The organism is Streptococcus ovis DSM 16829 (assembly GCF_000380125.1).
GTDB classification, from domain to species: domain Bacteria; phylum Bacillota; class Bacilli; order Lactobacillales; family Streptococcaceae; genus Streptococcus; species Streptococcus ovis.
The window spans coordinates 1-19764 of sequence record NZ_KB904571.1; the positions used below are offsets into that span (position 1 = coordinate 1).

The 19764-nt window shown below is 37.8% G+C and carries 19 protein-coding genes and 2 pseudogenes; all 21 read left to right on the forward strand.

From position 1 onward, the window contains the following. Window positions 1-252, forward strand: a pseudogene (locus A3I9_RS13505) (primase C-terminal domain-containing protein); the annotation flags it as partial. A gap of 107 nt (window positions 253-359) precedes the next feature. Continuing rightward, window positions 360-563 (forward strand): hypothetical protein, encoded by a 204-nt coding sequence (locus A3I9_RS0104745; protein ID WP_018377898.1) that lies wholly within the window; start codon window positions 360-362, stop codon window positions 561-563. A 15-nt stretch (window positions 564-578) separates the two neighbouring features. Continuing rightward, window positions 579-995: a hypothetical protein gene (locus tag A3I9_RS0104750; RefSeq protein WP_018377899.1), complete on the forward strand. Its 417-nt coding sequence runs from the start codon at window positions 579-581 to the stop codon at window positions 993-995. After that, window positions 992-1447, forward strand: coding sequence for a thioredoxin family protein (locus A3I9_RS0104755; protein ID WP_018377900.1), 456 nt, complete (start codon window positions 992-994; stop codon window positions 1445-1447). The genes A3I9_RS0104750 and A3I9_RS0104755 overlap by 4 nt, the downstream gene beginning before the upstream one ends. Next, window positions 1431-1661 (forward strand): hypothetical protein, encoded by a 231-nt coding sequence (locus tag A3I9_RS12470; protein ID WP_018377901.1) that lies wholly within the window; start codon window positions 1431-1433, stop codon window positions 1659-1661. The genes A3I9_RS0104755 and A3I9_RS12470 overlap by 17 nt, the downstream gene beginning before the upstream one ends. 20 nt (window positions 1662-1681) lie before the next feature. Beyond that, window positions 1682-2023, forward strand: a complete 342-nt coding sequence (locus A3I9_RS0104765) for a hypothetical protein (protein WP_018377902.1) — start codon at window positions 1682-1684, stop codon at window positions 2021-2023. Further along, entirely contained in the window at window positions 2020-3018 is a 999-nt protein-coding gene (locus tag A3I9_RS0104770; RefSeq protein ID WP_018377903.1) for a coiled-coil domain-containing protein, read from the forward strand. Before A3I9_RS0104765 ends, A3I9_RS0104770 begins: the two co-directional genes overlap by 4 nt. A gap of 149 nt (window positions 3019-3167) precedes the next feature. After that, window positions 3168-3434 carry a hypothetical protein gene (locus tag A3I9_RS0104775; RefSeq protein WP_018377904.1) on the forward strand — a complete coding sequence of 89 codons (267 nt, stop codon included), beginning with the start codon at window positions 3168-3170 and terminating at the stop codon, window positions 3432-3434. Window positions 3435-3888: 454 nt separating this feature from the next. Continuing rightward, window positions 3889-4224, forward strand: coding sequence for a hypothetical protein (locus tag A3I9_RS0104780; protein ID WP_018377905.1), 336 nt, complete (start codon window positions 3889-3891; stop codon window positions 4222-4224). Continuing rightward, on the forward strand, window positions 4217-4567 hold the full coding sequence (locus A3I9_RS0104785; protein ID WP_018377906.1) for a hypothetical protein: 351 nt from the start codon (window positions 4217-4219) through the stop codon (window positions 4565-4567). Before A3I9_RS0104780 ends, A3I9_RS0104785 begins: the two co-directional genes overlap by 8 nt. After that, on the forward strand, window positions 4564-5355 hold the full coding sequence (locus tag A3I9_RS0104790) for a DNA/RNA non-specific endonuclease (RefSeq protein ID WP_018377907.1): 792 nt from the start codon (window positions 4564-4566) through the stop codon (window positions 5353-5355). The genes A3I9_RS0104785 and A3I9_RS0104790 overlap by 4 nt, the downstream gene beginning before the upstream one ends. A 10-nt stretch (window positions 5356-5365) precedes the next feature. Continuing rightward, window positions 5366-5818 carry a hypothetical protein gene (locus A3I9_RS0104795; protein ID WP_018377908.1) on the forward strand — a complete coding sequence of 151 codons (453 nt, stop codon included), beginning with the start codon at window positions 5366-5368 and terminating at the stop codon, window positions 5816-5818. A 10-nt stretch (window positions 5819-5828) separates the two neighbouring features. Beyond that, window positions 5829-6389, forward strand: coding sequence for a hypothetical protein (locus A3I9_RS0104800; RefSeq protein ID WP_018377909.1), 561 nt, complete (start codon window positions 5829-5831; stop codon window positions 6387-6389). Between the two features lie 19 nt (window positions 6390-6408). Then, window positions 6409-8775 carry a MobP2 family relaxase gene (mobP2, locus tag A3I9_RS0104805; protein WP_018377910.1) on the forward strand — a complete coding sequence of 789 codons (2367 nt, stop codon included), beginning with the start codon at window positions 6409-6411 and terminating at the stop codon, window positions 8773-8775. A 128-nt stretch (window positions 8776-8903) separates the two neighbouring features. After that, on the forward strand, window positions 8904-9161 hold the full coding sequence (locus A3I9_RS0104810; protein WP_018377911.1) for a hypothetical protein: 258 nt from the start codon (window positions 8904-8906) through the stop codon (window positions 9159-9161). A gap of 18 nt (window positions 9162-9179) precedes the next feature. Next, a complete protein-coding gene (locus A3I9_RS0104815) occupies window positions 9180-14102 on the forward strand; it encodes a PBECR4 domain-containing protein (RefSeq protein ID WP_018377912.1) in 4923 nt (1640 codons plus the stop codon). A gap of 159 nt (window positions 14103-14261) precedes the next feature. Then, a complete protein-coding gene (locus A3I9_RS0104820) occupies window positions 14262-16010 on the forward strand; it encodes a type IA DNA topoisomerase (protein ID WP_018377913.1) in 1749 nt (582 codons plus the stop codon). Window position 16011: 1 nt separating this feature from the next. Then, window positions 16012-17856 carry an AAA family ATPase gene (locus tag A3I9_RS0104825; RefSeq protein ID WP_026217333.1) on the forward strand — a complete coding sequence of 615 codons (1845 nt, stop codon included), beginning with the start codon at window positions 16012-16014 and terminating at the stop codon, window positions 17854-17856. A 90-nt stretch (window positions 17857-17946) separates the two neighbouring features. Further along, complete coding sequence (locus tag A3I9_RS0104830; protein ID WP_018377915.1) at window positions 17947-18294, forward strand: TrbC/VirB2 family protein; 348 nt, start codon at window positions 17947-17949, stop codon at window positions 18292-18294. Between the two features lie 10 nt (window positions 18295-18304). Continuing rightward, window positions 18305-19384, forward strand: coding sequence for a hypothetical protein (locus tag A3I9_RS0104835; protein WP_018377916.1), 1080 nt, complete (start codon window positions 18305-18307; stop codon window positions 19382-19384). Between the two features lie 78 nt (window positions 19385-19462). Beyond that, window positions 19463-19764, forward strand: a pseudogene (locus A3I9_RS13710) (hypothetical protein); the annotation flags it as partial.

Genomic DNA, 19764 nt, shown 5'->3' on the forward strand with positions numbered 1-19764 from the left:
CGATTGGCAGATAAACACAAAATCTTTCTCCAGATGAAAAAAGGCCGTGGTGGAGGTATCGTTCTTGCTTCAGTAAGAACAGTCCTCTTATCGATCATAGAGAAAAGCAAAGAGGCCAAAGAAGCTTATTTTGCCTCTCTAGCGAGCTTTCTGGAGCTCCCAGGGCAAATCATCAAAGAGACTATTCAACGAGCACAGGAGGGCTTGAAACATGGACTACAAGGACAATTATTTGAAGAGGATGTGGGATAAAAATTGAAATGGATAAAATAATCAAACTGCCATTACATTATATCTAGGATACTTGGAATAGTTGAGTATCTAGCCATATTTAGATTATTAGAAAGAGAGAAAAAAATATGAAATATATTATTTTTAGCTTTGAAGAGGGTGATTATCTTTGTACAGAAAACGGTCAAATCTTAATTTTTGAAACTCTTGGGTTAGCTTATCAATATCTACAAGAAAATTTTCATCAACCTATTCCAGAGACAAGGACGAAAAAGATTATTCATTACCCAGCTTACTATAGGGCTCCATTTAGACTATGTAGAGCTGTCTAGAGAGGAGAAATGAAAATGACAGAGAATATAAAAATCATACGTGGATACTATTTGATAGGTTTAGGACAAGAACCACTGGCATATTATTTTAAGATAACAGAGGATTTTCCAGAGTTTAGGACGATAAAAGCTGGAGATGTCGCCCTGACCTTTTATCAGAATGGAGAGGCTATTACCAGTATACCTGCATTGATAAGAGTTGATGGTGTCATCGAGGAGGAAAAGCAGGTCCTGGAATTTCTTAAAAGTGAGAAGAAGGACCATTTTCCGATGCTGCCATTAGTTGGAGTATATGAACATTTCGACCCATTACGATTCAATACTATGATGACGGTCTTTGAAGGTTTAAAAACAGAAATTAAACGTTTAGCTAAAGTGAACTATGTTCAAGGAGATTTGTTCGAGTTTATGCAGGGAGGTGAAGGACAATGACTGATAGAACTGAGTGGATTAAAATGATTTTAGGAACAATAGTAGCAGTAAGTTTATTATTCCTAACAATTGTTGGCCTACACACACTTTGGACTGAGTATGTTGCCAAAGACTATGATAAACACCTTACTGAACAAGTTTACGTTGATGCGGTGGTCAATCAGAATGTTAATTTAGTTTTTTATAAAACAGGCTGTCCTTACTGCGAGAAAGGAAAGAAAGCTGTTATTGAGTCATCTGAAAAGAGTCCTTATCCGACGTTTTATATCGATGTGGGAACAGAAGAGGGCCAAGATCTTGTGAAGAAATACCAGGTTGAAAAAGCAGCGACATTGATCACGATAAGAGAGGGTGAATTGAAGCTTTATTTGTATGCTGCTAAGGATAAAAAGGGCAAGATTATCACTGATGAAGAGAGGATTAAGGAGGCTTTACATGACACGAAAAACTAAGCTTAGTAAATGGGCAGAAACAGCCTTTCAATTTGATACTGAATTGTGGCGCACCAAGACTACTGAAGAGATGGTTGTTTTAGGCAAACATCCTGACGGAACTTTTTCACTACTACGTTTTAACGACTCTGGAGGCCATTTGACTCATATTTCAGAAAGTGAAGCTTTGTGGCTAACGCTGGAGTTGGCACCAGAGAAAATGGATTATATTTAAGGCTTATGTGAGGAAGTAGAATGCAAACACTAGAAGAATTAAAGCACCATCGTGATACTTTGATTAAGGAGATAAACGCACTAGATACTCAAATCCAACAAGCAGAAGTAACATTAAAAGATATAAAGAGAACAACTATCAAGCAACAGTTTAAGCAAGCACTGGGAACCTTGTTAAAATTAATCATTTGGGTCAGTTTCTTTTTAGCAAGAATAGCTTTCTTTTATTATCTTTGTCGTCCATTTTTTTCCTTTCGATGGATGGCTGTTTTATTTGCTATTTGGCTATCCTGTGGTTCAGACTTTCTTTATACCGAGGGTAAAGCATGGATTCAAGAAATATGGAAAAGGAGAAAAATGTGATAGAAAGACTAAAAAAATTTATTGAAACCGTAAAACTCAGTCCAATTGCTAAACCATTTACCGCAACTAATAGATGGTTTCAAGACAACGTGATTAAGCGAAAGCTAGTTATTTTTTCAGTATTATTTACAGCTTGGATAAGCTTATTATTGGGAGCTATTTATTCTCCACAAAGACAAACCTATACTGACGAACAGCTCAAAACAAAGCGAACGTTTGAGAATGGAACAGGGGAAATTAGATTGTCTAGTCAAATCTATTCTGCTAAAACAGGCATTATTGTTTTACAGTTTGAAACGAAGGATTCCACCTCTCCAGTTGATCGTGGTATTGATACCAAACGGCTCAAATGGAATTTGTATGCACAGAATAAAACAGTAGACACAACAATGGAAATTGTGCCAATTGTGGACAATAAAATTTCTGTGATTATCCGCAATGTTCCTGAACATTTTGGTGCTTATGCGATTGATATTACGAATCTGACAGTTGCTACAAGTGATATTGATATTGATGTTTCTAGTCCTTCGGATGAGCAGGAGAAACCTGTTAATCAAGAAGAAGATGACGATGATAACGTTGTTCAATTTTATGTGACAACTCAAAAACTGAAAAAAGAGATAATTAAAAGTGTGTCTCGTGAAGAATTTGCTTTATCAGAAATCATAGAAGAGAAGGCTTTTCAGGAAGGGCAGATTGAGAAATTGAATAACTCAATAGAGCAGCTGAAAACCTCTATTGAGGATGATGAATCTCGGAAAAATGGACTACTAAAAGAAGCTGAATACTTATCAGGTGATGATTTAGAATCCAACCAAAAGGATATTGCGACTATTGAGAGTAACATTGAAACTAAGAATAGATCTATTGAAACAGCTACTCGAAATATTGAAAAGGTCCAAGCTAAAATTGATAGCTTGATTAAAAAAGAAACAGCTGTCAAGGATGGTACTTTTGAGTTTTCAAACCCAATTGAAACTGTAGAAATGAAATAACTAGGAGAAAATTTCTCATGAAAAACTATGGTTGATCGCTTGATTACTTTTTGGTCAGGGAGTTTTCTTTTGGTTATCATTTTTCCCCTTAACGCAAGAATTTTTGTTATCCCTTATACTAAAATTATCAAAATGAAGGAGGCTATTAAATGGCAAAAAAAGATCTTACTAAAATTGATTTGGAACTAGAGGAAGCAAAGAAAAAAGTTGCTTCTTTAGAAAATGAACGGAAGCTTGTGGAAGAAAATCTTCAAAAAAAAATTGGTAAAATTTACGTTCAGATCCAATTGAAAAAGGATAAAAAACAGTCTTATGAAACCATCCTAGATGATTTAAAAACCGAACTGATGATTCTGAAAGAAGAGGAAAAGGCAAGACGTACAGCTGCTAAAAAAGAAGGTGAAGAAGGAGTTTAAAATAGTTAAAAACCCATCCTCTTCAGGTGAATAAATGCTAAAAAAAGTTGTGTCGTTTAGTGTGTTAGGGTAGTGTGCTATAGCGTGTTAAGTAGCACTATTTAACACCATTGACGTGTGTTTTGTGTGGTATGTGACACTAAACACCACACAAATAGTGTGTGTTTTATGTAGGCGTAGCCGAGAAAATTACCGGTACGGGAAACGTTGATACTATCAACTCCACACGGTACGTGGGGACAGTTTCCCTTATGCTCTTTTTCTCACACAAGACACCCCAAAAGGCATTAGCCGCAACTGTGTGTCGTTGTGTGTTGAAAAAACCGCAAAAGTAGAACCAGATTGGTTCGTGACGTTGCGAGGTTGAGGTTTTCTTTTTTGCTTCTTTTAGCTTTTGCCTCGTCAAAAGAAAAAAGAAGGGCACTGTATTTTTTAGAAAGAAAAGGTAGCTAACATGGTAAAAAGCCATCAAACAAGGATTGAAATTCGTGGGCTATCTTCTCAAGAAGTGGATTACCTAAAAGCTCTTGCGAAGAAGACTAAAGCTAAATCATTTAATCAATTTTTACTTAATGTATGTCGTGAAAAAATTGAAAAAGAACAATTTAATTTGGTTGAATCGAACTACCTTGCTCATTTGGAAAATATGAAATTGACATCGGATCATGTTTTGTTATTAACTCAAAAACAAACTGACCTTTTAGCAGATTTTGAAACGAAAATGGCTCTATACGCTGATCACATTTCACGCTGGTTAGAATACGAAGGGGAGGTAGAAAGCAGTGACTAAAGAAATTAAAATTAGATTTATTCCAGAAAAAACATGGGAACAGCTACATATGATATCAGAAAAATATCACTATCCATCATTTAATGAATTTATGCTATCTCAACTCCAACGAATTGTCGAAAATGATGGCTTGGATTTATACGAGAATAAGTTTGCGGAGACTCTGGCAGATATTAAAGAGCAACAAGCTAAGATTTTGGAACAGTTACTCAAAAATGAAATCAAGTTACTGGCCTATAGTGCCAAGCAGGATATTGTAGAAGAATTAACGATTGACTGGTTACGATTTATAGATGATGTGGATGCACTTGCTGCGGAGAGAGGAGCAGGAGGGCATTCATGAAGAAAAATAAATTCTTATTAGTCAGCCTTTGCTTCATTGCCATTTTTCTAGTTCAACCACAAAATTTTCAATTTGTAAAAAGTGTCTTTACTCAAAATGATTTAGCTAGTCAATTGAATATATCCGATTCACCTGAAGAAAAAAATGATGACTTGGGTAACGCTCATCAGATTCAAAACAAAGAACTGAAATCAAAAGTATTTGATGGTCAACATCAAGTCATAGTGGTTAATGATAAGGCACGATTTACGACAGATGAATTGAGTTTGAAAAATGGCTCATGGGAAAGATATAGTAACCTTGATTTTTTGAATCGTATTGGAGTTGCGGAAGCGATGTTGGGTCAAGACTTGATGCCAACAAATGAACGTGAAGATATTTCATCAGTCAAACCGACTGGCTGGAAAAATAAAAAAATCATGTTCAATGGAAAAGAAGATTATTTGTATAATCGCTCTCATTTGATTGGTTTTCAGTTAAGTGGTGAGAATGCCAATGTGAAAAATCTCTTTACAGGAACACGTGCCCTTAATGCAAATTTTGATGATGAAAAATCATCTATGGTTTATTACGAAAATATGGTCGCTACCTATATCAAGGAAACAGGACATCATGTCCGTTATCGTGTGACACCAATTTTTAAAAATGTAGAATTAGTTGTTCGTGGGATCCGTATGGAAGCCCAGAGTGTAGAAGATGATGCTGTATCGTTTGATATCTATATTTTTAATAGTCAACCAGGATATGATATTAATTATTTGACGGGAACTTCAAAAAAATTACAGTAAAGGAGAAACAATGACGACTAGAATTAATATTTATTTTAACGAAGAAACCCTACAAAAATTTTCTGAAATTAAAACATATTTATCAACGCTTGAAGGAGGTTTGAATCGCCAAGGTCAAAATCATACGGCAACCGTTGTGAAGTTGATTGATGTTTTTTATAAACTCTTTTTAGAAACAAGAGATAGACAACCGTTTTCCGAAAGACTGTCTCGGCTGGAAAAAAATTTGGCTGCTTCAGATGAACAGAAACTCTTGAAGTCCATTCGTCATCAGCTAGATCAAATGCTCTATTTGGAATTAACCAATTTTCATGTAGGGACAAAGGGAAGTCGTTTTGATATTCAAGACTTGGAATCTATTCACTCTCATTTTGATCCAAAACAAAATGAACTGATCGCACGTATTGAAGATATTATTAAAGAGGATGTTAGTCGAGGACAAACGATGAAACACTCTCATTGAGGTTAGATAAATGGCAGATATTGTTGATATCTATTTAGAAACAGGAGATTTTCATGAGACCGTGAAACGGTCTGGACTACCAACTCATATCGCCCACTTAAAACTGATTCAGAGTGGTTGTCTGAAAATTCAAGATAAAATTCAGTATGGATCTCGAACGGCAAAACTTGGTGGAATGGCCGAAGAGCTTTTCCAAAAGTATGTTCCAGAAGCAACTGATGCTAATAAGTATTTCAAGAAAAATAATCCCGTTTATGATTTTTGGTTTGATGGACTAATGATTGATGTAAAGTATAGTTCCTTGCACAAAAAGAAAAATGGGAATTCTCAACATTGGCAGATTCGGACTAAAGGAGATCAAGATTTTATTGTGGCTTTCTTAGAAAAAGAATTTGGCTTAGAATTGCAAGATCCTATTGTCTTATTAGTTCCTATGCAATTTATTGAGGCTCAAAAAGAACTACATATTTCCCAGTCAGGTCCGTGGTTAAATGCTTTTCAAGTTGAACCTGAAGAATTACAGCCCTTGTTAAAGGACTATGCTCAATTACGAAGAGATGGTTTATTTTGATTAAGAGAGAGGAGGAAAGATGAGTCTATCTTCTAGCCCGAATATTACCTTTATGCTTCAATACACGGAAGCCAATAGCCAATATGTGGATTACACAAACCGAGATGAAGCCGTTAAAATGGATGAAGAATTATCTCTAGAAACCTACCGCCAAATGGTGGAAGGACTAACTGAAGTAGAGATGAGTCGTATTCAAGAAGCTGTCCCTGAAACACAGTTGAATTTTAGAGAATACATTGATTATATGAATCGCTCCTATGCTACAGAAGAACAGTCTGAAGAATTAACAGCGGTTTTTACTCAAGAAGCAGACTACCTTCAAAAGCAGCGGTTAACAGAGTTAAAAAATCAACTGGAAACAGCCTATCAGAATGGCTCTCTACTATGGCAGGGTGTTATTTCATTTGATAATGCTTTTCTAGCGGAACAAGGTCTGTATGATGTGGCTACTGGTCAAGTTGATCAAAAGGCAATTAAGGCAGTTATGCGTGACATGATGCCAACACTTATCCAAAAAGAGGGGCTTTCTGATTCTGCTTTTTGGTGGGGGAATATCCATCTGAATACAGATAACATTCATATTCATTTTGGGCTGTCTGAGGTTGAATCTAATCGTGACAAAATTTTCTATCGGCCTCGTGGACGTATGGAGTACAAAGGAAATTTTTCCCAGAAAACAATCAACCGTTTTAAGAGTGGTATCTATCATGGACTTCTGAAAGAAGAAACACGATCAAACCTTATCAGAAAAGAACAGGTTCTTGCTAACTTAAAAACTGACTTAATGGCTTCAGTTTACCAGGAGGACAAAATCACCTCTTCAGCTGAAAAAAATTTTTTGGAACAGGCCTATAATCACTTGCCGCTAAACAAGAAGTGGCGTTATGGATCTAATGCTAGAGATTTTGCGGTGAGTAAGTTCTTTCTTGACCGTTACCTAGATTCTTACTTACAGAATGAAGGACACACTGCCTACCAAGAATTTTTACAGGAGACCAGGGAGTTTCTAGAAACTTACCAAGGTGTTTATTCAGCTGAAAAAAATCAGGTCTATGAAAAAATCCGAAAGGTTGATGGCAAAACAATTCGGACCTTAGCTGAATCAAATGGGTATGATTTGGAACATCATCTGGCCCGTCGTGTGATGGATTTAAGGGAACGTTTGGCCAACACTATCTTAAAATCCTTCAGGGAGGCCTCTCCTCAGATTCAAGACATTCAGCTGGAAAAAAATTTGGAAAGCTTTTCTAGTTTGAATCAGAGAAAAATCTTAGATCAGATTCCTGAAGCAAACGTGGTAAAAAGTTTAAATGCTTGGCAAAAATTAGGCTATTCTGTGAAAGACGGAGTTAAACCTATTGAAATTGTAAAGCCTGTTTATGAAACCTATGACAAGCACGGCACAGGAATTGGCCAACCAGAGTTTGTAATAGACTATGTGTATGATGTCAGTCAGCTGAAAGAAAATATCCAGACAAAGACCTTGACTCTAAAGGACTTATCCTTATTATCTTCAAGTGAGTTAACAGAATTGGTGGATGCTGCTAAATCTAAAACTGATTTAACAGAAAAAGAACGTCGGGAATTAGGGATTTTCCGCTATGCGTTGAAACTCAGTATGTTAGAAGCTAATCAGAAGGAATTGCAGGTCCGTCAAAAACTGTTAGAACAGATTCAACCACTGGTTTCTGATCAACCGTTTGTGGATTTTAAGAAACAATCAATAGTTCAGGAGCTCCAAGCTATAGAGTTACAATTAACCCCTAACTACAAGCTCTCAGAAGATGATCAGCTATTGAAGCAACGCTTAAAGAGTCAGTTTGAAGATAGTGTTGATCTGCCTATCAATAAAGCAACTGCTGGTTCTATACAGATACCTATTAGACAACTACGGACAGAGATAGGCCTGGTCAGTCAAATACAAGACGATACTATTCTCAGTTTGCTGAGGGGTTCCACAACCACCAAACAAGCTTATATTGAGGAACTCCAAACAAAAGTCTCTATTTTTCAGCTGAAATATCAGATTAATAATCGAAACCAACAGATGGACCAGCTATCAGATGAATCGGCTATTAAAGAGATGAAATTGGCCAATGCCCAGGGATTTGTAGAGTTGAAACGTTTGTATGCCAAACTACAACCGACTGAAGATACTCAAAATCAGATTACTCAAGCTGTTTCGAAGCAATTACAAGAGCGTAGAGTCATTAAAAAGACTCAATTTCAGCAGTCACAAGGAAGCAGTAGAATCAATACAGACTTCATGCGACAATTGACAGCTTCCCTCACCCGTTCGCAACAGGCAAGCAAAAGAGCACTAATGGAACGGGCACGTAGTGATGAACGGGAGGAACAGGAGGAACGTAGACAAGCACAACGCTAACTAGTCATTGATAAGCTATCAATGGCTTTTTTTGCTGAAAAACTCCTTTGATTTATCCCCTTAACGCAAGAATTTTGATTATCTCTTACACTAGAAGTAACTGTAGGTACAGGAAGGAGGTGAAGATAATGTTACATTTCCCAAGTGTCTCAGAGGAAGAATTTGATTTTGAAGCAGATTGGTTGGTTAAAGCCATGGACGACAGTCAGAAGAATATTCTTTTTGCAGGACAAGGAAAAAATGGTGATTTGGAGTTGGAACTTAGCTATCAGGATAATCCAGAGCAGTTTGAGAGTCTTTCGGTGGGAGAACTGGTTCAACTACCAAAAGAAATGTTTAGAGTTTCTGAAGCAACACCTTATCAACCAAATTATGAGTGTTTTTAATGAATGAAAGGAATTTTTATGGTAGAAGAACACACTAACCAGCCATCGTCACGTGGAAAGAGTCGCCGTGAGAGAGTAGAGCACGCTAGGTCTCGGGATATTTTAGATGTCGCCAATGAACTCCATATGGAACTTGTTCGCTCGGGGAGAGATTATCGCTGGAAAGAGCACGACTCGATGGTGATTTCACCTGATAAGAACATGTGGAACTGGTTTTCACGTCATCAAGGTGGCGATGTTATTGCTTTGGTTCAAACTATGAAAGAGATCAACTTTAATCAGGCGATTGACTATCTCAATGATGGGACTTTCAAGGAATTTGCAGTAGCAGAGCGAGTGCAGGAATCTTTTAACTACTCTCTGAAACCTTACGAACAACCATTTGAAGCGGCTAGAAACTATCTAAAAGAGCAACGTGGCCTCTCTGATGAAACGATTGATTTTTTCTTAGAAAAGGGAGTCCTTGCCCAAACTAACGCTAAAGTTAATAGCAGTATTGAGCCAGTAGTTGTTTTTAAGTCATTTGATTTCTCAGGAGAGATTGTTGGGGCAACTCTACAAGGGATTGAAGAAAATTGGGAGAAGTGGCCTGAACGTGGCTATGCTAAAAATATTGTCAGAAATTCAGATGGTATTACGGGTATGCACGTAGATATTGGTCAGCCTAACCGTCTTATTTTTGCAGAGAGTGCTATTGATCTGATGTCTTACTATGAGTTGTATAAAGATAACCTTCAAGATGTACGCTTAATCTCCATGGATGGATTGAAGGAAGGTGTTATTGGTCGCCATTTGGCGCAACTGCAATCAGAATTATCTGGTCGGCCCTTACGTTGGAACCACGATGAATTAGCTGAAGGATTACAGACAGCGATTGATAATAATTTCTTTTCGGATGGAAAACACGCAGATTGGATTACTCTTGCAGTAGATAATGATATTGGTGGGCGTAACTTTATTAGTAGCTTGCAGAAGAAAGGGAGTCCTGTTATTGTTGATATTCCAGTCATCACTAATGAGTTGCAACTTAAGCAGGATTGGAATGATACCTTAAAAGAAGGTACTGATTTAAAAACTAAAGGTTATCATCTTTATGGTTGGCAACAGACAGATGGAGGTTTAGAAAAAGTCTATTCAGGTTACTATACCTCTGATATAGCTCAAGCCAAATTGGAAGAGGCTTTAGGAGCAGGTGAGTTGATGATTGCAACAGAGGGCTATGAGCAGTTGAAGAATCTTCCTGATATAGCTTCAGAATGGGAACAATACCCACGGCCTCAGTTTTCAGCTGAAACTTCAGTAACAGTTGAACAATCTTCGGAAATTAGTTTTTTAAATCAACTTGGCCAAAATTCTATAATTGCCCCAGTAACTTCTCAGCTAAAAACTTATGATAATGTCAAGAAAGAAAATGAGGAGTTTGTTAAGCGATTAGAAAATCGTATTAAAAATGGGGATTTATCTATTAGTTTTGATACAGATGTTTACTTGTCTGATGTCTTCGGCAATCTAGGGAATAGCCATCCACTTAAATACATGACTGATAAGCGACTAGAGGTTTTAGGGCCATTTCGACCAATTTTATCTTCTATCGATGATAAGACCGTTGATCTGTATAAAAACAAAGGCACGGTGGAACAAGAGTCCCTATACCAAGCTTTGAAACCGCACCAACGCACGCTAGGAGTAGATATTTCAACCCGATTTATTGGAGAACTCGCTATTGCTTCATATTCAACAAATAAACAACTTGAAAGTCTCTCAGCTGAACAGTTCGGAGCTTATTATGGCAATAGAACATTCGATAATCTGTCGCAGTCTATAGAACGAATGCTTGAATACCCCTTGAATGAAGCAGGTATCAAGGATTATACTTATGGCTTTGTGACAACTCCCAATGCTTTTTATCATTATCTGATGGAACAAGAAGGTGAAGTTGTTCTCAGTCGATCTGACGTAGAAATGTTGATGTCTCGTATTGAATCACAATCTTATCAGATAGTAGAACCCATTCAAGAGGAGGTTGCTGTTTCAGAAGCAAAAGAAAAGTCCCTTGAAATGAATCAAGAGACGGATAGTATTTTCAGACAACAAAAAAATGCTGAGGGTACAATCGGGGATTTTCCTGAAAATCAGGAGGCAGCACCTCTACCTGAAGCGAACGTATCGCAACCTTTGAATGACTTGTCACCAAGCCAAACTCAGCCTCAGCCTTTACTACATTTTAGCATAAATGAGGATGGGAAGTCAATTAATAAGCGTCATTATCATGCTGTTAGTAATAAGGATTTAGTTAAATTGAATCGTTATGCTGGTACGCTACAACAAGCTGCTAACTGGTATCTGAATGAATTAGCAGATAGTAAAATATACTACTTTTATCAAGAAAATGCTTCTATACAAACACTTCAAGTGTCATTTGATAAAGATAAATTTCAGCACTTAACAGGCGTATTTCCATATAAGGAAGGTCAGTCAGCAGAGCAAACATTGGAAGATTTTGCTAATGGTAATGGCGCTTTTGACACAATTCTCTTAGCCAATAAAGGTGCAGCATTTGATAAGTTAAAAGTCTTGCCTGAATTGCCAGCGATTGTAGAATCGGATTCTTTCTATTTTGGAGATCTGTCTCAAGTTCCAAAACTTCATTATTTAGATTTGGATAAAGCTATTAAGTCTGGAGATGAGGATATTATTTTGGCACTTAGGACTGTTGATAATACCACTTTCCCTGCTAGTTTAATGAAGCTACGTACAGGATTAAAAAATCAGTTAGCTCAATCAGCTGAAGAAAACATTATTTTGGGAGTTTATCGTGAACGAAAAGGGCAACTTGACCAACTGTCAATCAATGAAGAGTATGTTAAAGATGGTGGTCAAGAAATGTTATCCATTTTGGAGAATAAACAATACGAAGAAGCTCTTGCACCGACTCAAGAAATTGTTAACAATGATGAAATATCAACTGAACTTTTCACTCAAGTATTAGATGCTACATACAATGTAGGAGATCCTAGAAAAATTGGAACACAGGTACCTGAAGAGTCTAAAGTAGCTTGGGAACGCTATTATGAACTTTCAGATAAACATGAAGGCAACTTTGGCGTAGTAGTTAGTACTGCTGATCAGATGGGATTGATTGATAAAGACTCTAATTTCTATCGAGAATGGAATCAGGATCGTATTTATAATGAAAACTACCATGTACGCCTTCAATGGGCTGAGACATGGCCAGACGGTCCTCAGCTTCCATTTAAGGAAACAGAGCTTGTAGAGTATCAAACATTTGCTGAAGAGCTTTACAAGCAGAATAGAGCCTTCTACGACCGTCATCAAGAAAGTTTGGCAACAGGAAATCAAGCAGATTATGTACCGTTTACTAAAGTTAAATTTGACGTGTATGCTCCTGGAGGCATACTAATCAAAGATAATATCCGCTATGATATTGGTGATGAAACGGAACCTATCTCACGCTTGTTGGGGTTAGGATATCGTCGTTTAGAAGGACAACCTGAGTTAGCAGCCATCGATGAAAAGATTCTTTCTCAGCTGGAAAACCAGGAAGTGAATCTGGAGATTGCTACTGAAGCCAATGAGCAGAGCTTGAAGACACAAGAGGTTCTTCAAGATGAAGCGAGTAGCCATAGAGAAAGTTTTCAGTCTCCTAATCAAGAAATGAAGGCTGGTTTGGACCAAAGAATTGAAGAGATTATGGCTGAAGAATCAACTAAAAATCAAGTCAAAGAAGGAGAACAGGATTATACTGTGATACCTGATGAACCATTTGATTATACCAATGCCTCTGCCTATGAAATCAGTGAATACGCCTTCCAAAAAATTCGTGAATACACCCAGTCACCTGAAGACTTGCTGGAATATATGGATTTCATGAGTAAATTCCCGCAGTTATCCCCTCGTAATGTCGCCCTCATTCATGAACAATGGCGTGGGGCGAATGCAGTCGCAACCTATGACCAATGGCAAGCGATGGGAGAGGCTCTAGGAGTTAAGCCAGAAGATGTCATCCAGACAAAGGCAATCTACACAAATAAAAGAACTGGTGAAACCAAAGAAGTGGTACACCAAGGATTGTCTGTCAAAACAGGAGAAAAGTCTCAAATCACACTGTTTCGACCATTGATGGTCAAGATGATTCCAGTTCTTGATGAAAATGGACAACAGCTTAAAAATGATAAAGGTAATCCAAAATTCAAAAAACTTTCTGAAGCAACTCCACAAGAGAAAGCCCTGGTGAAAGATGGTAAACTTCCTGTTCGTCAATTTCAAGAAAGAGATCCTAAAACAGGTTATCCACGTTTCACCACCTACAAGGTCTTTGAGTTGTCCCAAACAACGCTGAAACCAGAAAGCTATCCAAAAGCCATGCCAAACCGCCATTACAACTTTAACATGGATAAAGTTAAGACCAAAGAGGTGCTGGAAGGTTTGTGTGATTATGCGGAAAGTCTTGGTGTCAAAATGATGAAAGACGAAGCCCATGTTTTAGGAAATGCAAAAGGAGCCTTTTATCCTGGAGAACAACTCATTCTTATCAATCCAGATAATACTCCTGGAGAAAAAATTGCTACCACGATCCATGAACTGGCTCATGCAACACTTCATAATCCAAAACTGGTAGACCAGTATAAGGAACTACCGAAAGGACAAAAAGAATTGGAAGCTGAGATGACGAGTCATATTTTGTCTAAACATTTTGGACTAGATACCTCTGAAAAAGCAATTGATTATATGGCGAGTTGGACAGATAATCTCAAATCATTAGACGATAAGCAGTTAGCGGATTCCTTGAAACGAGTTCACAAAACAGTTTCTAACATGATGAAACAAATTGAAAACCACACTCAGCCCTATCAATTAGGAAAAAGCCGAGGACAAGGGCCAAATTTTCCTAAGCCCCCAACCAAAGGGCCAAGCCGTTAAACCAGAAGGTAGTCTCGAATGAGACTGCTTTTTGTTGTGCAAGAAATAACATAAAAAGTTATATAACTTTTTCAACGTTGATTTAACTAATTCCCTTAACGCAAGAATTTTGATTATCTCTTACACTAGAACTATCAAAATAAAAAGGAGAGAGGTTATATGGTAACAGTTATTCTAGCTGAAAAAGAAAATCAGGCTGCTGCTTATGCGGAAAGCCTTGGTTCGGCTAGTAAAAAAGGTAAAGTACACATTGTTAAACAAACCCCTTATTTTTCAGATGAAGTTCACATTATAGCTGCTGAAGGTCATTTGTTTGAATACGGCTTGCCAGAAGATAATTGGGATTTGAATAACTTACCTCTAGTTGATGTTTCTTTTAAGCAGACCTTGAAACAAGACAAAACTTCTAAAGAAATTTTCAGGCAGATTTATCAGGAAGTAACATCAGCTAAACAAGTCATTATAGGGACGGATTCAGATCGAGAAGGAGAACGTATAGCTTATTCGATCTTATCTCATATTCCAGAAGGAAAGAAAAAGGTCACCAAACGCTTATGGGTCAATTCATTGACAACAAGAGCACTACAAAAAGCTTTTCAAAATCTAAGAGAACCGCTAGAGACTTATAACTACTATTTGGAAGCTGAAGCACGTGCACAATCAGATTGGTTGGTCGGCATGAACTTATCACCTCTAGTCACCTTGGAATTACAAAATAAAGGGAGACTTCCTAAAGGAAAAGGCAATAGTTTATCCGTTGGCCGTGTTCAAACTCCTGGAGTACGTTTAATCTGTGAGAATGACTTGGCTATTCAGAACTTCAGACCAGAAACTTATTGGAAGCTTCGTTTAGAGGATAAAGATTTAGGTATTACTTTTTCAAATAAAGAGAAATATTCTGATAGTGATATTGTCTTATCTACTTCAAGCCAGCTTCAATCAGTCTCCACAATCTCTTCAGTTGAAACAGAAGAAAATCAGGAGGCAGCACCCTCATTATTTAATTTATCGGATATTCAGGGGATGGCGGCTAAACAGTGGGGGTTTGAACCAGCTAAAACAGAAAATGTAATCGAAAGTCTCTATCTAAAAAAATACTTGTCTTATCCTAGAACCGATACTCGCTTTATCACGGAAGATGAGTTTGACTACTTGAAAAACTATTTGAAGAGCTATCAAGAGGTTGTTAATTGCTCTTTTGAGGCAGTGAATTTAGATCCTAGGGAAAATTATGTCAATCCAGAAAAAGTGGCCAAAACAAGTCACTATGCTCTTATACCAACTGAAAACATTCCTAACCTAGTGACTTTGAAGCCAGATGAGCGGTTAATCTATGAAGCAGTTGTTCGCAGAACTCTTCTGATGTTTGCGGCAGATTGTCGTTATTTAACGACAACAGTTGAAGTGGAAAATCAAGAATTAGTTTTCAAAACGACTGGACGACAAATGATTGACTTGGGGTGGACCGCTTATAGTCAACAAAAGCTGAAAGGAGATGTAGAGTTACCTGATTATCGTGTAGGAGATCAGATTGAAACCAAAGCAATCATTATTGAAGGAGTGACTAAACCGCCTAAGAGAATTACCGAGAGTCAATTGATTAGTGAAATTTTACCAAAGTATGGATTAGGTACGCAGGCAACCAGAGCAGCTATGTTAAAAACAATCCAGGATAGAGGCTACGTGACTAAAGACAAAAAGACAGGCCAACTATTTCCAACAAATAAAGCCTATCTCTTGATTCATTATCTTTATGATAACGAATTTGCCAGTCCTGAAACAACAGGAGGCTGGGAGTTGTTCCTTTCTCAAATCGGTGAGGGAGAGATTAACCCACGTGAGTTCGTCGATGCCATAAAAGAAAAGCTGGCGAATCAGATTGCTGCTGCAAAGGAAAGGAGTGATTGAAGTGGATGATGAATTGAAGACCCCCTATCTTGATAAGTACACTGATAATTTGTCAGCTAAGGTTGCTAAAAAATCATATGATTACCAAGTTTATGGCCGTGACAAGGAAGTACAAGCGGTCATTATCTCTCTTCTCAGACGAACTAAAAATAATCCTGTCTTGGTAGGAGAAGCTGGCGTTGGGAAAACAGCTATTGTGGAAGGTCTAACGCTTGCTATTATGCGTGGTCAAGTTCCTGAACCTTTAAAAGGGTTAACGGTTCGCTCTCTGGAGCTTTCTAGTTTGATGAGTGAAGAAGATGGTGGATTCATTACTAAGTTTAAAAAAATCATTGAGGAGATGGTTGCTACACGTGGCCATAATCTTCTCTTTGTTGATGAATTTCACACCGTAGTTGGTGCTGGTAGCCAGGATGGACAAGCCCTTGATGCAGGAAATGTGATTAAGCCCGTCCTGGCACGTGGCGATATTCAGCTGATTGGTGCAACTACCTTAGATGAGTTTCATGATTATATTGAAACGGATAGAGCCTTAGAACGTCGAATGCAGCCAGTTATGATAGAAGAGCCGACTATTCTACAAGCAATTACCATCATAGAGCAGGCTAAAGTCATTTACGAATCCTTTCATGGAATCCAGATTTCTACCGATGCAGTTCAGCAGGCTGTTCGTCTATCTGTTCGTTATCTTACAGATCGATTCTTACCAGACAAGGCCTTTGATTTGATAGATGAAGGAGCAACTATTGCTTCAGCTGAAGGAAAAGTCAGTATTACAGAAGAGGATATTGCCCAGGTCTTGAAGGATAAAACTGGTATTCCTGTCACTACAATATTAAAAGGTGACCGAGAACGTTTAGAGGGTTTCAAGGAAAAACTGATGAATCGAGTAAAAGGGCAAGAAGAAGCCGTTGATGCGATTGTGGATGCTGTGACAATTGCTCAAGCAGGTTTACAAGATGAAAATAAGCCAATCTCTTCATTTCTCTTTCTTGGTCCAACGGGTGTTGGAAAGACAGAGTTGGCCAAGGCTATAGCGGAAGCACTATTTGATAATGAAAATGCCATGATTCGCTTTGATATGTCTGAGTACAAACAGAAGGAAGATGTGGCTAAACTGATTGGTAATCGTGAGACTAAAACAAAAGGACAGCTAACTGAAGGGGTGAAACGTAAACCCTATTCTGTTTTGTTACTAGATGAAGTTGAAAAGGCTCATAGTGAGGTTATGGACTTATTCTTACAAGTGTTAGATGATGGTCGCTTAACAGATAGCTCAGGTCGTTTGATTAGTTTCAAAAATACCATTGTTATTATGACAACCAATATTGGAGCCAAAAAGATTATCAATAAATGGGAGCTGAAGGGAAATTTTAAAGATTTGACTGACCGTGATCGCCAACAATTTGAAAAATCAATGGACAGTGAGTTACAAAATGAGTTTAGACCAGAATTTTTAAACCGAATTGAAAATAAATTGATCTTCAACCTTTTAGAGCGTGATGTTATTGAAGAAATAGCTGAGAAAAATCTATCAGAAATAGCTGATCGGATGCAACGTCAAAACCTGAGACTTTCCTATGAACCCAGTCTAATTCAATATTTATCTGATGTGGGAACAGATGTGAAAAATGGGGCACGTCCTTTGGAGCGTTTGATCAAACGCAAAGTACTAGCTCCCATTTCAGCTAAGAGCCTGGCCTTGGATAAGAGAAAGCAGACCTATACTATCCATCTATGGGTCGAGGGTGAGGCTCCAGACAGTCATCACCGAAAAGATTTGAGACAAATTCAATTAGATATTGAGGAGGAAAGAGAGAAAAAAGTGAGTTCTCTTTTCAGCTGAAAAAATTTTTCTCTGAAATTTTTTCCCTTAACGCAGGAATTTTGATTATCCCTTACACTAATAATGTCAATAAAATAAAGGAGGTTTTCTATGGAGAACAAGTTGACAAATTATATCAATACAGTGAGGACCAAAAGCAAAAGATACTTGCTTAGCCTATCACTCTTTCTTTCAGGACTTTTGACTAATACAGTCTATGCGGATGATCCTTTCGCCAAAACGGATGCCTTGGCTCAACAAGGGATTACTAAGGTTCAGGGTATCGGCATTGTCACTTTAGGATTAGCCGTTGTTGTTACTGGTTTAATCTACGGTTTTGGCGGTCGTGAAGTTAAAGCTGCAATCAAAAAACACTGGGTAGCCATCGCAGTATCCATTATTGCGGTTTCTGCTGGTCCAAGTATTGTTGAATGGGGCTTTAACTTTGTGAAAGGTTAAGGTGGTTACTATGGCATTTATCCCTTTTAAGAAAAGCAATAAATGCTTGGTCACGGATGATCTCTTTCTTGAGGTAACTTGGGAAGATGGTAAATCTCCAGATGATGATAGTGAGTTGCTTGGTATTATTGAGGGACTAGATCAACTTTATATGGACTTCCAGCACACGATTGAAGAGTCGTTACCTTATGTGACCTTTCATCAGGCAGAACTACTGTTTCAAGCCTTACAAGAGGCTTATGGGCACGTCCAGTTGAAAAAAGTAGCTATATGTCATCTGGAGGGAAAAGAGGCTGTATCTGAAGGGGAAGTCTTTGCCAGCCCTTTCATTATAGATAGTAGGTATCAGAACTTACTCATACCGCTAATTCAATCTATTATGACAAGTCAAGACTTCCAATCGTATACCTACCAAGAAAAACGGGAGTATTTCGTCAATCAAGTTTATCCAGCTTATAAAGCAAGTCTAGGTATTCAGGAATCAGCGTTGCCTCTTTTCCCAGAAGAAGGAGAGAAAGTTTTGAATGTCTTTCCTCAACAGCAACAAGTACCTAACCATAATGTTAGTGTTATTCCACAAGCAGGAGTAAAAGTAGCTGATCAGAAATCTCTGAAGAAGATTTATTTGTTAATTGGGCTTCTAGCAACTTTAGCTGTTGGAGGAATCATTTCATCTGTTATTGCATATACGCAACTCACTAAGCAAAATAAGCAAGTTACTTATCTCTATCAGGAATTGAAAAATACTCAGAACGTTGTTAATGAAGAACATCAGATTGATGTGTTCAGTCGCTATTTCTTGCCAAATTATTATTCTGGCAAGAAAGAAAATCTCGAGGGATTTCTTTCTGATGGAGATGCGAAATATACTGTTCCAAAAGAAGGAACTTTGCAGTCAGTTATTCTTGAACAACTGACCTATGATTTAGAAACTAAAGAATATAAAGCAATTTACGTTCTATCAGTTAAAGAAGGTGGTAAAGCTAGAAGTATTCGTTTAAGTTTTACTGCTAAAAAATCTGATTCTGCAAAATATGGTTATGTAGTAAGTACGGAACCTGAAGAGTCGGCTTTTGTTAAAAATGACTAGAGGAATAGGAGGTAACTGATGAGACTGAAAAAACTTATATGTGGATTGTTGGTTGCTCAGCTATTGTCCATGCATCAAATGGCCCGGGCAAATGATGCTGTTCCTGAAAGTTCTGAACTTGGTGTCCAGGTAGTGTATCGCCTGTACAATCCTATTCTCAAAGAACACCTCTTTACTACAGATCAAAATGAGTANCAGGTCTTACCAAGNCATGGTTGGAAACAAGAAGGTATTGCTTGGTATGCCCCTTCTCAAAATGGAACGAAGGTAACTCGTCTATACAGTAAGGTAACTAAGAAGCACCTCTATACCTTGGATCAAAATGAGGTGAATAAGTTACTCTCAACCAGATTGTGGACCAAGGATGGAATGGCTATGCA